This is a genomic window from Shewanella electrodiphila (assembly GCF_023283985.1).
In the GTDB taxonomy this organism is placed as follows: Bacteria; Pseudomonadota; Gammaproteobacteria; order Enterobacterales; family Shewanellaceae; genus Shewanella; species Shewanella electrodiphila.
This window is the reverse complement of the sequence record NZ_JAKIKU010000002.1, coordinates 1-14186: the sequence shown is the minus strand read 5'-3', so window position 1 is coordinate 14186 and position 14186 is coordinate 1. Positions and strand designations below refer to the sequence as shown.

General features: G+C 39.8%; 12 protein-coding genes, 2 tRNA genes and 1 rRNA gene. 4 read left to right on the top strand and 11 right to left on the bottom strand.

Features of this window, described 5'->3' with window-relative positions; genetic code table 11:
* Positions 1-84: 84 nt before the first annotated feature.
* Positions 85-831 (top strand): thiol:disulfide interchange protein DsbA/DsbL, encoded by a 747-nt coding sequence (locus L2737_RS03685; RefSeq protein ID WP_248954833.1) that lies wholly within the window; start codon positions 85-87, stop codon positions 829-831.
* 199 nt (positions 832-1030) lie between these two features.
* Here L2737_RS03685 and L2737_RS03680 read toward each other — a convergent pair whose 3' ends face one another.
* From L2737_RS03680 to L2737_RS03660, 5 genes are all read right to left on the bottom strand, one after another.
* Positions 1031-1561, bottom strand: coding sequence for a cytochrome b/b6 domain-containing protein (locus L2737_RS03680; RefSeq protein WP_248954832.1), 531 nt, complete (start codon positions 1559-1561; stop codon positions 1031-1033).
* Between the two features lie 128 nt (positions 1562-1689).
* Positions 1690-2211 (bottom strand): menaquinone-dependent protoporphyrinogen IX dehydrogenase, encoded by a 522-nt coding sequence (gene hemG / locus L2737_RS03675; RefSeq protein WP_248954831.1) that lies wholly within the window; start codon positions 2209-2211, stop codon positions 1690-1692.
* Between the two features lie 276 nt (positions 2212-2487).
* On the bottom strand, positions 2488-4065 hold the full coding sequence (locus tag L2737_RS03670) for a di-heme oxidoredictase family protein (RefSeq protein WP_248955104.1): 1578 nt from the start codon (positions 4063-4065) through the stop codon (positions 2488-2490).
* Between the two features lie 250 nt (positions 4066-4315).
* On the bottom strand, positions 4316-5479 hold the full coding sequence (locus L2737_RS03665) for an imelysin family protein (RefSeq protein WP_248954830.1): 1164 nt from the start codon (positions 5477-5479) through the stop codon (positions 4316-4318).
* A gap of 81 nt (positions 5480-5560) precedes the next feature.
* Entirely contained in the window at positions 5561-6985 is a 1425-nt protein-coding gene (locus L2737_RS03660; RefSeq protein ID WP_248954829.1) for a hypothetical protein, read from the bottom strand.
* A 182-nt stretch (positions 6986-7167) separates the two neighbouring features.
* Here L2737_RS03660 and L2737_RS03655 point away from each other — a divergent pair, with 182 nt between their 5' ends.
* Entirely contained in the window at positions 7168-8364 is a 1197-nt protein-coding gene (locus L2737_RS03655; RefSeq protein ID WP_248954828.1) for an MFS transporter, read from the top strand.
* 32 nt (positions 8365-8396) lie between these two features.
* Positions 8397-9227, top strand: coding sequence for a TIGR03899 family protein (locus L2737_RS03650; protein WP_248954827.1), 831 nt, complete (start codon positions 8397-8399; stop codon positions 9225-9227).
* Between the two features lie 291 nt (positions 9228-9518).
* On the opposite strand, the gene L2737_RS03645 is transcribed toward L2737_RS03650, so the two are convergent.
* Entirely contained in the window at positions 9519-10169 is a 651-nt protein-coding gene (locus L2737_RS03645; protein ID WP_248954826.1) for a hypothetical protein, read from the bottom strand.
* A 489-nt stretch (positions 10170-10658) separates the two neighbouring features.
* On the opposite strand from L2737_RS03645, the gene L2737_RS03640 reads away from it, so the two are divergent.
* A complete protein-coding gene (locus tag L2737_RS03640; RefSeq protein WP_248954825.1) occupies positions 10659-11081 on the top strand; it encodes an organic hydroperoxide resistance protein in 423 nt (140 codons plus the stop codon).
* Between the two features lie 126 nt (positions 11082-11207).
* On the opposite strand, the gene L2737_RS03635 is transcribed toward L2737_RS03640, so the two are convergent.
* From L2737_RS03635 to rrf, 5 genes are all read right to left on the bottom strand, one after another.
* Entirely contained in the window at positions 11208-11732 is a 525-nt protein-coding gene (locus L2737_RS03635) for a DUF3087 domain-containing protein (protein WP_248954824.1), read from the bottom strand.
* A 168-nt stretch (positions 11733-11900) separates the two neighbouring features.
* Positions 11901-11977: transfer RNA gene (locus L2737_RS03630), tRNA-Trp, on the bottom strand.
* Between the two features lie 143 nt (positions 11978-12120).
* Positions 12121-13056: a glycoside hydrolase family 16 protein gene (locus tag L2737_RS03625; protein ID WP_248954823.1), complete on the bottom strand. Its 936-nt coding sequence runs from the start codon at positions 13054-13056 to the stop codon at positions 12121-12123.
* A gap of 549 nt (positions 13057-13605) precedes the next feature.
* Positions 13606-13682: transfer RNA gene (locus L2737_RS03620), tRNA-Asp, on the bottom strand.
* Positions 13683-13790: 108 nt separating this feature from the next.
* Positions 13791-13906, bottom strand: a 5S ribosomal RNA gene (gene rrf, locus L2737_RS03615).
* Positions 13907-14186: the final 280 nt, after the last annotated feature.

The following is a 14186-nucleotide window of genomic DNA, read 5'->3' as shown; positions in this document are numbered from 1 at the left end:
CAATTAAGTATTGGCTTAATTAAGACTATTTTAAGTTTTCTCGCAACTACCAGCGGGTAACGCGACACTTTTATTGAGGCTGAAATGATTAAGATTAAACCTATTGCATTTACTATGGCACTTGCGGCATTCACAATCGCCCTTACTGGCTGTGGTAAACCTGCTGAAGTCACTGCTGAAAAAGCTGTTGAAGTCACTGCTGAAAAAACTGTAGAAACAGTTGCTGTTCTTCCATCTAAATTTGTTGAAGGTCAGCATTACACTAAAATTTCTGATGGCCCAGCATCTAGCGAACCTAAGATTTCTGAGTTCTTTTCTTTCTACTGTCATAACTGTTACAACATGGAAACTAGATACCTGCCAGAAATCAAAGGTAACTTGAACAAAGAGATTGGCTTCGAAACTAAGCACGTTGACTTTATGAACAGCGAGATTGGTACTGAAGTGATGCGCGCATTAGCTGTTATTCATGAGGTCGGTAATGAAAAAGCGTTAAACACTGCAATGTTCCAAGCGATTCAAGGCGAAGGTGGTCATCACGACCATAGCGCTCCAGGCCACAGCCATGACGAGCCAGAAATTAACAACCGTGACGACATCAAAAACGTATTTGCCGCAAACGGCGTTGATGCTGAAACTTATGACAAAATTGCAGATAGCGATGCAACTGATGCGAAGCTAGCACTATGGCGTCAACAGCAAGTCATGTTCCAAGTACAAAGTGTGCCTACATTTATCGTTAACGATAAGTACGCAATCAACATGAACGAAATGGCGACCTTAGGTGACTTGATTGATGTGATGAATTACTTAGCGTTAGAAAAGAAGTAACTCATTTAGTCATGAGCGCTACTCGCGCTCTTTAAGAGATTAAAAAGCCCGACTTTAGCGATAAAGTCGGGCTTTTTGTATCTGTATTTTTATCTCTGTCTTTTTATAAATGCCGTATATAAATGCCGTTTGTAACAAACACTAGGTAATCTCGGACAAAAATAATAATCGGTAAACCACTACCATAACTTGAGCTGTGTTATGAGTTACGCACCATGTCGATAATATGAAATGCAGCAAACACAATATGGAGCATTAAAAAGCCAACAAACCCTTGCGCAAACATAATGTGGTATTTACGCCACATCAAAGCATCACTGGTGCCTTGTAGGATAAACCAAGCAATCCCCGTAATACTGACTAACGCCATTAATAGTAAGCCAATACCTTCCACGATACTGAAAATACCTTTACCGCCAGAACTCGGTAACTTGCCTTGTTTTAATTGCTTAATTTCATCGACGCATTGGGAAAAGTCTAATTTAAGCCATGGAAAGAACTGACGCCAATGTCCATTGAGTAAGTTTTTCAACAAAAACAGCAATCCGAAAATTGCAGCGATTAAGCCAATATAAACATGTAAGCTATCCCAAATACTGGCTTTAGCACGTAATCGGCTACCAATTAAAATCCACGGACTTGTCACTACCAGAAAAACACTTAACGTGATCACAATGACATGAAGCTTTTCTGATATCAGCTTGACAAATTTTGATGATTTTAGGCTCATATTGTTCCTTGTTGCATTCCTAACTAAGGGCTTGGTTCTTCATTTAGCGTTAAGTGCTGTATGAGGCTTAATATTGCAAGTCATTTAATCAATAAAGCCAACAAGTACATTGTTGGCTTTAAACTTATTTACGCTGACTGAATTTGCGCGACGTAGTTATCTACCTTCGCCCAATCAGTGTATTCAACTTTGGTATTTGGATCCGTTGGGCCTTTAGTGATCCACATAATGAAACGAATGATATTGCGATCCATCGGGCCATAAAATTGATAATCTAAATTGCCACCAAACACTTCTAATACCTTAGGTTGCCATTCACTTTGTTTTAAAAATGCCTGCATGTACATATTGGTATCTGGTGTATTTTTACCTGGTTTTCTGGCCACTAAACTCACTGAAAAGAATCCATTCGCCTTGCTATCAAGCACCTCTTTGTTATCAGCAACAAACTGATAAAGTTCAGGGCGATGTTTACCATGGCGAATACTGGCACCAATAAAGACTTTATCAAAAGCAGTTAAATCAGGCTTATCTTCAAGTGCTTCGAGGGTGACGGTTTCACCTGCTGCGGTAAGCTTGTCTTGCATGTAATCGCAAATCTTACGGGTTTGACCGTGGACAGTTGAATAGATAATTAGAATATTGCTCACGTTCACCTCGACGATAATAAAGAAAAAGCAGTTACGATTATTAAACCGTTAACGACTCAGCAAGATTTTATCCAACCATGCTATTACATCTAATCTTAATAGAAAGCGAAATATAATTACATGGATCAGATCACGCCAAATTAGCAACATCGACTATTAATAGTTAAGACTTTTGAGTGGCTCACAAAAAAGTGGATAACTCTGATAAGTTATCCACTTAATTTTTTCAAATCAGCAATTTAAAATTGTTGATTATGGCAACTGCGGGTTTAAAAGTTATAGCGACATTAAGAATGATACTAACTGGTCGCGCTCAGCTTTAGTTAGTGCCATAAAGGCCTCTTTGCTATTACTTGCTTCACCGCCATGCCATAAAATGGCTTCTTCCACTGTGGCTGCGCGGCCATCATGTAAAAAGCCCGCTTGCGGGTTAACGGTTTGCGTTAAGCCTAAGCCCCATAAAGGACGCGTGCGCCACTCATTACCATTGGCTAAAAAGTCAGGGCGACCATCGGCTAAGTCATCACCCATATCATGTAATAACATATCGGTGAATGGGTAAATGACTTGTCCCTTGAGCGAATCTATTATCTCAATACCACCAATATCGCCTACCGTTTTAGTGGTAAAGCTTGGTGTGTGACAGCCACTACAATTAACTTGTGTAAATAAACGTGCGCCTTCACGCACATCACTATCATCGACATTACGTCTTGCCGGTACCGCTAATGTTTCAGCATAAAATACCACTGCGTCACTAAAGGCCTGATCCGCCTCTGGCGCCCCATTTTCATCACTACCAGTATCAACAAAACCGGTACGGGTTAAGTAAGAGTCATGCAAGCTGGTGCCAACAACACTTTCATCAGGGAATAATGGATTAGTAATGCCAATATCACCGCGAAGTGCACCTAAAGATTGCACTCTGACACTTGGGGTATTCGCTTTCCAACCAAAACGCCCTAGTGATACTGGCGTTTCATCGCCGTTACGGTCTTTAATAGCATCAAACACCCAGTTTGGACGGCCAGATATGCCATCGTCATTCGCATCATTTTCATCTGCAAGGGCCAAAATATCTGCTTCAGGGATCGCTTCAAGTAAACCTAATCCAAAAACAGGCATGCCATTTCGCCAGCCCATTAACACGTCATCTTGGAGTAGATTGGACGTGACGTTAGCGCTTTGCTTAGTTTCACCTGGGGCGTCATATGGGTTTTCAACTTCAAAGAGCGGCTTTTTCAACTCAACACTTGTGCCATCGGAGTATGTTACTGTGCTACGTTCATAAGACAGATACACATCAGCTTGACCACCAAAAGCATTATCCTGCCAGTCAGCACGTGCTTTTAATACGCCACGGTGAAATAACTGCCCGCCAAAATCAGGGACTGCAATCGGCGCACAATAGTCGTTATCCGCAGTTGGGGTAATACACTCTTCATCGGGAGTTTTACTAATACGTAAAAAAATTCCCGCATCAGAGCCTAATTTCACCCGAGTTTCATCGGCTGCTAAAAATGGAGTTGAATTACGACCATCACGCTGATGGCATGAGTTACAATCGGCATTGTTAAAAACAGGCCCTAAACCATCTAATTCAGGATGTTCAGCGTTAGGAGCTGTGGTGAATGAAATTTCAAAGTTAGCATCCCCCTCTAAATGTAGCTCTAGATCTGAATCAGATAAATTTGGCGAAGGAGTAGAAAAACCATGACCAGAGTTACCTGCATCATAAGTTGTAGTGTCACCGCCACTGGCAGTGACATCTGTAAAATCTGGATAAATAACTTGTGGAGGTTCTATTATTGTTGGTGATTCATCGTCACCACTGCCACCACAGGCAGATAACATGAGTACACAGATAATGGAGGCCAGTAAGGTTTTACCATTAAAATTAGGGGAATTAGGGGCGTTAACAGCTTTGGGATTCTTGCTCATCTTAGACACTCTTATATCAAGACCGGTATCTCTACCGACGGTGTTCAAAACACTTTATTTGACTTGTCATGCTCTTACGGCCAACTTCATCAATGTCATTAAATCGCGCTACTGACACTGGCTCAGTATCAGTAGCGCTATTGTTATTACTATTTAATAGAAATTACTGGGCATTCCACTCAGATAATAGTGGGATAACATCTGACTCTAATGAGGCTTGTAAGGTTGTTAATGCGGTCACTGCCGTTTCAATGCGAGCACGTCCATCTTCATCTAAAATAGCTTGACGGAATGGCATGTTGTTGCTGCCAGAAATCGCCTGAATTTTTAGGATTGAATCATCAATTTCACTTGCTATACGCACTGATAAATCACTGTCTGCTGCGGCAACAAAGTCGATAATGCCTTGCTTGTCAGCACCGCCAATAAACTCACCTTGGTACACATTGCGAACACCTTGAATGTTGTCAGCAAAGTCGGTTAATGAATTCCAAGAGTATTGAGATTCAACTTTTGACGTATCTGCATTGGCAAGTGAGTCACCGAATGGGTCGGCAATTTTACCGTTACCCACTTCATCAACAATCCCAATCATGCCGTTAATTAACTCTTCAATAACAGCAAGCTCTGATGAATAAATGGTATTGCTGTCGCTGCCAGGTGTTTTTAATAAGTCAGCGTATGGTAATGCGTTAGTATCTTGTGGGTTATGAGAAACCTGCCAAGCATCATCAAGTTGTACTGCGTAGTCGCGGAAAACTTCTGATAACGCAATCACGTATTCACGTTCAGCTGTAGTTAGCTCACTAATTAACTTAGTGTTGTCATTAACACCGTCACCAAATAACAAGAACTCAATAGTGTGGAAACCTTGAACATCATCATTCCAGCTTTTAATTGTTTCAGCGTCAAAACCATTGCTGTTATCCAGCTGAGTTTGAAGATCTGTGGTATTTAAAGGCCAGCTATCTAAATGAGGATCGATACTCAGTGAATCAACAGGACCAAAAATATGTGATTCCCCCTGTTCCCAAGGCTTACGAGCCGCTTTCCATGCTTCTTGTGCAGCCACTAAATCAGCTTGAGACGTTGAATTTAATAGCTTTTGGGTAGCCAGTAACAGTGCATCACCTTGTGCAGCTAAATCAGCATATCCAGCAACAATCACGTCATCAGTTAAATTAGTTATCATCTCAGTTGCAGCGAAAGTAAACCCTGTAACAGGCTCTATTGGGTCTATTATTCCAGGTTCATCAGAGCCTGAACCACCACATGCGGCCAATGTACCCATCAAAGTTAATGCAATCGCTTTATACTTAAAATTCATGTAAAACTCCATTTTAATTAATAATATTGCTGAATTAATTCAGCACTTTCATTTTTAAATTTGTTGGTTCGAAGTAACGAGTTACAACGAAAATTGATAACCCACACCTAGCGCAAAGAAATTAGTGTCAGGTATGCTGGAAACTGCCACTTGCTGCAGACCACCTTCAGCTTTGATGACAATTTCAGGAATGGGGAAGTAGTTAACTCCGATACTGCTCCAAGTATTTTCATAACGCTTAGTCGCAGTGCCGCTTTCTACTTCCATTAAAGGATTTGAGTAGTCGATATTGGCGAAAACAGTCATCGGGATATCAAAGTAGTCATCAAGCTTGAAGCCCGCTTCTACAAAGAATGCTTGTGATTTAGAGCCTAACTGCGCAAAGTTACCAGGGCGAAGACCTGGGGTAGTTTTGTTAGCTTGCGTAATTGCATCAGTGTCACTCAAAGTGCCATACATATACTGACCACGAAGCACCCATGGCCCTTCAACAAAAGCCGCGGCTGCAGTAACGATGCTTAACGTGCCATCGGCATCTAACTTATTACTCTTATTACGGTTGCCCGAAGTATTACCATAGTAATAAGAAACACCAATAGCACTCCCGGTTTTAAAATTGCCGTAATCTAATCGACCCGCAAATGCTAAGTCATCAGCGTTTACGTGCTCAAAACGCGTTTGATGACCAGATGCAACCCAATCATAAGTTCTGAAATATTCAGAGTTAAGGCCACTGACGATTTGTGCTTGATAATGAAAATCAGAGATTTCACCATAAACGCCAATACCGTTTTCATTCCATACAGCAGGGATCATCGTCGCTTCACTTTTATGGCGTAATACTGTGAGATATTGATTAGGTTTATGCAGAGTGCTAGTTAAGCCGATTGGCAAATGGATATTACCGAATTTAACCCCGAAAGCATCACTTGGGCGATAACGTATTTCAGCTTTTTCAACAACGACTTCACCGCCTGCTTCTGTTTCGGTTTCAAACTCACCAAACTCATCAAAGCCATCATATTCAAGCGCGGCCCCAGTTCCGCCGTGCTCATATTCAATTTCAACTTCCATGCTCCATGCATCGTTAAATTGATAACCAAACTCAGTGACTATTCGTTCTAAATCAAAACGATTTCTTCTTTCTGGCGTCGTGTCTTGCACATTATCGAAGTATTCATCACTGGTGAAGTTGGCTGAACCATAAGACTTGAATGAGAATTTACTGTAACGATCTTCCGCTTGTGACACCGTTTCACTGACTTGTTTAACTGCGACTTGTTGCTCGTGTTGAGCCACTTCAATTTGCTTTTGAGATTCACTCTGAAGAGATTGCTGCTTAGCCAATTCTTGTAATTGTTGCTTAAGTGCCGCAATTTCAGCTTCTTGCTTTGCTATTGCTTTAGCTAAATCATCAGCCGATATTGCTGCATGTGCCACATTTGTTGCACCTAACCCAATTACACTCGCTATAGATACTGCCAACAGCGTTAACTTTTTGCTCATCTCATTCTCCACAATAATTGCGTGCTTTGTTATTACGGCAACACAATACTTCAAATGATAATCATTTGCATTAAAATTTACATTTATTTTTGCAACCTCATTTACAATAGATTTACACTTGGCGTAAAATTGCAAACTGTGTAACCATGCGTTTAATGGATTAAATTCAGGAAAATAGCCTTATGCCAGCCCATTCGAGTAAGAACCCTCAGCAACTTTTATTGTGGATGACCTTCGTTATGTCGATGGTTTTTGCTGTCTGGCAAGCGCTTCTCAACAATTTTGTTATTGAGAAAGCGGCATTTAGTGGTGCTGAAATAGGAATGCTTCAAAGCTTGCGCGAAGTGCCAGGTTTTTTAGCTTTCACCGCTATTTTCGTTTTATTACTTATTCGTGAACAATCTTTTGCATTAATCTCACTCGCTGTCTTATCCATCGGGATTGCCATCACAGGGTTTTTTCCTTCTGTGCTGGGCTTATATCTCACCACTGTTCTGATGTCGATTGGCTTCCATTACTTTGAAACCATTAACCAATCGCTCACATTACAGTGGGTAGATAAACAAGATACGGCTGGATTTTTAGGTAAAGCGTTAGCGTGGCGATCAGCTGCAGCACTGATGGGCTACGGTAGTATTTGGCTGGTGATGAGCTGGATGAAGCTCGACTATGTTTGGATGTATGGCATCATTGGCACATTGGGATTAATAGCTGTCTTAATCATGGCCTACTATTACCCAAGGTTTGAAATCGCTGAGCCGCAGCATAAGAAACTTATTTTTAGAAAACGATACTGGCTTTACTATGCACTGACATTTTTATCCGGTGCCAGAAGACAAATCTTCATGGTATTTGCTGGGTTCATGATGGTGGAAAAATTCGGCTACTCGGTTTCAGAAATTACTGCATTATTCTTAATAAATTACGTTGTTAATCTCTTTTTTGCCCCAGCTATTGGTCGTTTTATTGGTCGAATTGGCGAACGAAATGCTCTTGTTATCGAGTATGTCGGGCTTATCATTGTCTTTGCTAGCTACGCCTTTGTAGAGCACGCACAAGTTGCAGCAGCTTTGTATGTTATCGACCACCTACTATTTGCTATGGCTATTGCTATGAAGACGTACTTTCAAAAAATTGCAGACCCTAAAGATATTGCTGCAAGTATGTCAGTCAGTTTTACCATTAATCATATTGCTGCTGTCATCATTCCAGCCTTACTGGGTATTTTATGGTTAAGCTCACCACAATGGGTATTTATGATCGGTGTGTTGTTTGCGTTATGTTCATTGATATTATCGTTAAATATTCCGTCAATGCCACAGCCAGGAAACGAAACAAATTGGGGCAAATCAACTAAAATAAATGATGATACGATATAACCCAGTCAAGTACTTGGGCTAAGAGAGCAATAATGGCAGAGAATCATCCAAAACAAGCTGACAAAACAAATGCAGGCGTTTCTGCACGTAAAAAGGCACTATTACTTGGCAAAATGCTCGGTTTAGCAAGTGAAGATGAATACCGTCCATCTCAAGCATCTATCGGTGAACGTTCGCAATTCAGATTACAAAAAAATCAGATTTTGCATCAATTAAATTTAGAAACAATTTTTTCACTCGCGCTCAATTACACCCCTTCAGATGTAACAGGTGAAGACCTTGACCCAGACTGGAGTTATCAATTCTTTCAAATGGCTGAACAAATCAGCTCTCGCAGAATGCAGGATTTGTGGGCAAGGATCCTTGCCAGTGAAATAGTCAAACCAGGTAAGTTTAGTCTCAGAACATTAGCTATTTTAAAGCAGCTCACGCAACGTGAAGCGCAAATACTTGAAAAAGCGCTGGGAATGTCAGTTAAATTAAACACCGAAACCCGTTATAAACTATTGAACGGTTACCGAATTCAAGGTGGGATACAGCAGTATTTTAGAAAGACATCGACTGTAAATGTCGGCCTTTCAAAGTTTGGCCTGCCCTATTCAAGTATTCTCACTTTAATGGATGCTGGGATATTACATAGCAGTGAATTTGAAACCGGTATTTTAGAAAAAAATGCTGCTATTTTACTTAGCATGACAGAGCATCACATCAAAATATCCCCAAGAAGTAATAACTTATTATTCAGTTACTATCGCTTTACGCCTGTTGGAGATGAGCTGTGTATCTTAGTCCAAGCTAAAGCCGACAATGACTTCACTAAGGCTTTAGCCCAAAGCTTAAAAGTTGATTTTAATGTTACGTGATTTCAGGACGTGGTATTGAACAGCTGTCTTGCTTGTCGAGGAACAAGTGCTAAATAACGACAAGAGCTAGATAAGAAGAAAAGATATAAGAAGAGAAGAGAGAAGAGAGAAGAGAGAAGAAAGAAGAAAGAAGAAAGAAGAAAGAAGAAAGAAGAAAGAAGAAAGAAGAAAGAAAAGATAGAGCTAAGAGATAACAATTAGTCTTAAAAAAATAATTTAGTGACTATAACATCCTAGATTAGGTGTATAACGACGCTTATTATTGACCAGTATAAAGGTTAGAATCACCTATTAAGGGTTTAATTTTAAGATGTTATCTTCTTCATCTTTAGATGGGTTAGCTTGATGTTCGTAAAGGTATGAATATTTTGATTTATGCATCGAGAATAGAAACTGTCTTAGTGTTTCTCTTGATTCATCACTCACCACGATAGTCGCTGCAATGACACCATTTTCAGATCGTACAATTTGATATTCAATGTCAAAACTGATGTCTTTGGTTAAAATCAACTTAGCACGACGTGATTCAACATCATCCGAAATGTTTGGAGCATAAAGTGTTAAACCCGTGCTAGAAAGCGATAACACTTCAATAGCATGGTTGGTATCAAAATCGATGATTCTGACATTATCAAGTTCTTTCATTCTCCAACTGCGATCAGCTCCGCGTGTATCAACAACTTCAGGAATGCCAAGTGTAGGCGCAAACTGTCCCAATTCATCCATTGCAATACTTAAGGGAAACCAGAGTCTGTAATGACTAATTTCAGCCAATAGGGTTAATTGAGTTTTACCAAGCAACCTCGCTAATGTTGAAGGGATTTCAGTTGTTACAGCAATGGTGTCTGAATGAGTATCATCAGAAGCTTTAACAGCAGAAGGCTTCTTAGCAAATAATTCGCTAAAACAAGCTAATTCTTCTTTTGTTAAATTGGTATTCATTTTCTACTCACTCCACCTGTTAAACTTTGTAACAATCCTAACATGTACAACTTTAGTGCACAAATAATCAGCAAATATATACGTAAAACTATAAAGAAAAGAATGACTTTACTGGTTTAGTAACTGATATGTGTTACTTCTAACTTTATTGAACTGCGCTTATTATATGACCAGTGAAAGATATAAAAGTTGCAGTTAAAATTGACTCATCATTAAATAAGACCGGATTAATTAGATAAATATTGTACGGATTAGCTTTTCTTTTAGATCATCTGCTTTTCCCAACTACAAGCCGCAAGTATAGCAATAGCCACAGCCAGTAGAATATTGTTTTTAAATACAAAAATTTTCTATTCAATAATTCATCACAAATTAAGTTGCGCGCAATTTAATTTTGGCGTATCGTATTTATCATTGAGTCAATGGATAGTGGGTATCCAATTGAGTCACTCATTATCAATATAGAATTAAATCGATTAGGAGTTTTCAATGGATATCATATACGCAGCAACAGCAACTACAACAGGCGGCCGTGACGGTAAATCAGTTTCGTCTGACAACAAGCTTTCTGTTAATTTGAGTACCCCAAAAGAGCTTGGCGGCGCAGGTGGTGACGGAACTAACCCTGAACAGTTGTTTGCAGCAGGCTACTCAGCTTGTTTTATTGGTGCAATGAAGTTTGTTGCAGGCCAAGACAAGCAAATTCTAAGTTCAGATCTTACCGTTGAAGCCACTGTTGGTATCGGTGCCAATACAGCAGGCGTAGGCTTTGCTATTGACGTGGAATTAAAAATCACCCTACCTGGTATGTCTAAAGCCGACGCTGAAGCTCTTGTAGAAAAAGCACATCAAGTTTGTCCGTATTCAAATGCGACTCGCGGAAATATTCGCGTTGAGCTTATCGTTTTATAAGCTTTAAACTCATTAGTAATCAACACATACGCTAATGAGTCACAATAAAAAAGCCGCGTAACAGTTATCTGTTACGCGGCTTTTGAACTCTATGATTCGAATCAATAATCAAAACAACTATAACAACTAAATTTTATCGATTAAATCACTCGAAAAATCATCAAGTGTGATAGCCAAATTTAGGTCTGCAATTTGCGATTCAATTCTGTTGATATCAGTTTCTACCGTCGCCATCGTTAGCGTGTTGTTGTCCAGCTCATACACCTTCTTTTGACTATGGTAGTAATAAAGTAAAATCGTGAGTGCATTAATATCGTTTTCTTTTGCTGCAGCAAGCACCTTTTTAAGCTTTCGGTAAATACGATTTTGTAATTGCTTAACTTGCCACATCCAATATATCTCTTTCATGTACGGCTTTGTTTTAATCGCATTCATCACCAAACTGCAACTAATAACCGCTAAAAAAACACCAATAAAATTAAAATGAAAGTGCCCTGTAGATTCGCCACTCACCACGGTATCGTTTCCAAAAAGTTCAATAAGTAATGCCCCGAAACCAAGCGAGAGTATGGTTAAACTGGCGACTAAAGCAATCAGCAACACGTTAAGTCGTTTACGGTATTGTGGCTTGTCGATCGTGATAAATTGCATGTTGCGCCCTTATAAAGAATATCGGGCTATTTTACACCTAACAAAGCAAATCGACATACTGTTTCGAGCTTTAGTTATCTAAAACAGATCTAACTAAATTCAGTGTGAATAACAAAGCTAAATTTTAGATACAAAAAAGCCGAGCTATTGCTCGGCTTTTTCTAAATTTGGCAGGGGTAGCAAGACTCGAACTCGCAACCATCGGTTTTGGAGACCGCTGTTCTACCAATTGGAACTATACCCCTGTTGATGTGGAGCATTATGCTTAAACAGAGCTAAAAGGTAAAGTACTTTTTAGCTCTAAAGCCACTAACTGCGGCTTTTTCAATCAAGATATCTTTAAAAACACAAATATTAGCCAGTTTATTACTAATAGTCTTATTCAGCCTTATAAGCCACAAGGGGAAGCTAAAGCTGGTACCATTGGCTTGACCGTATCCAGATAATATTTTTTCTGATTTTGTAGTATTGAGACATTGCCTAGTACGTCCTCAGTCGACATTATTTGGTTAGCGCTATGGTATACCCAGTCTATGTCTTGTTGATACTCTCTCAAGTCGTCAGAGTCCACAGGCCCAATAGAACCATCTGCACCTTTGGGCATAAACCAAAGGTTAAAGTTAATGGACATTGGCACTTCTGGTGCTACTGCCTCTGAATGAGTAGAAATCAGTACTCCATCAACGTAGTAATTGACTGCATCCTTCTCAACAGTCATTACCAAAATATGCCAACCAGCGTAACTCCCCTCTTTACGAGTATATTCATTGACCTTGGTCCATGGGGTTAATTGAAAAGTCTCCCATGTTGTAGTCCACATAGCCGGGGAACTATCACTTCCCCAACCGCCATTTGGCAGGTACTCAAAATCGACTTCACTATAATTAGGGTCTAAAGGATATTCCAAAGGGCTAATAGTATAAAAAGTCTGGATGACTTCATCACCGTCTGGTCCATAAGTTGGTTTGTCACGAAAAAAGACTCTTGAAGCATAGGTACCTTCAAGATATTTACGCTTATGACAAAATTGAGTATGACGGGTATTTTCTCCTTCACCAGCCGTAATTGAACTCATACGTATTGCACCGTTATGCGCTTCGGTGTGTGCAGGATGGAAACTTAAGCCTTTCGCAGACCAAGTTGCCCCACTAATTCCTGGATGACCAGTCTCTGTACGTGCTTTCCAACCATTATTATTGAAATCTTTTATACTTTCATAGGCAAAGTCATCGAAAAAAATACCTTTTCCGCCGGCAAATGCACTGCCTATAAAGCCCATAGCTAAAATCAATGTCGTCGCTGAACAGTATTTGTCCTTTTTCATAAAATAAACTCCTTTAAAGTTAATGACAGCGCTGTCAACCTATCATTAGCAACTATGAATTGTTACTAGTATTTATTCTAATAATAGAAATAAAGCTAAAACATTAAGGAGTAAAACAGGTGTTTGAGAGATTTACTTATGTGAACGAGTTAGAGTAATTAAACCCGATTACAAGACATTGGCATTAGCATGATCCTATTTAGCATCAGGGTTATTTATTCAACGCAACAAAAAGTCTTATTTTTATATAAGGCTCTGGACTGTATGTTGGCAGAGCGGACTTTCTTCTATCATAAACTGAAATAATTAAGTTCTAGAACGAAAAAAGCCTCATCTTTGTGTTTGTGGGTGAGCACGGCGATAGCCTTGAGCTTACGAACACGAAGCTAAGGCGGACTATTTTTTGTAAAAGTCCGCGACGCCACAACAACTAGTTAGAATATTTTATATACAAAAAGCCATATCACTCTCTATAAACAAGAAGTAGTAGGGCTATAAACGCCAGACACGAAAAAGCCCTAACATTCCTGTTAGGGCTTATCGTAATGTTGGCGGAGCGGACGGGACTCGAACCCGCGACCCCCGGCGTGACAGGCCGGTATTCTAACCAACTGAACTACCGCTCCTTTAGTAAATTGCTTGCGCAGTATACTAAATTCTTTTTAAGTCGCTAACATGTCAAAGTTAGTAGACTGCTTTATCATAATAAAGCTACTCTTTCGAGTAAATTAGGCGCTTGGCAATGACCTACTTTCACATGGGGAGACCCCACACTATCATCGGCGCGATTGCGTTTCACTACTGAGTTCGGGATGGGATCAGGTGGTACCACAATGCTATTGTCACCAAGCAAATTTGGTTGTTAACCGCAAAAGCGATTAACTAAATTCGGAAAGCTGTTTGTTTCTTTGAGTTTCAAGTACATGGATGTACTTGATGTCATCAATGCAGGAGCATTTTATGACCGTACTTTATTAAGTGCTTTATATTCTTCACTAAGTCTTACCTTTTACAGTAAATAATAAATCTAGTTACCATCAACTCAGATAAAACTTATCTGGGTTGTATGGTTAAGCCTCACGAGTCATTAGTACAGGTTAGCTCAACGCCTCACAACGCTTACACACCCT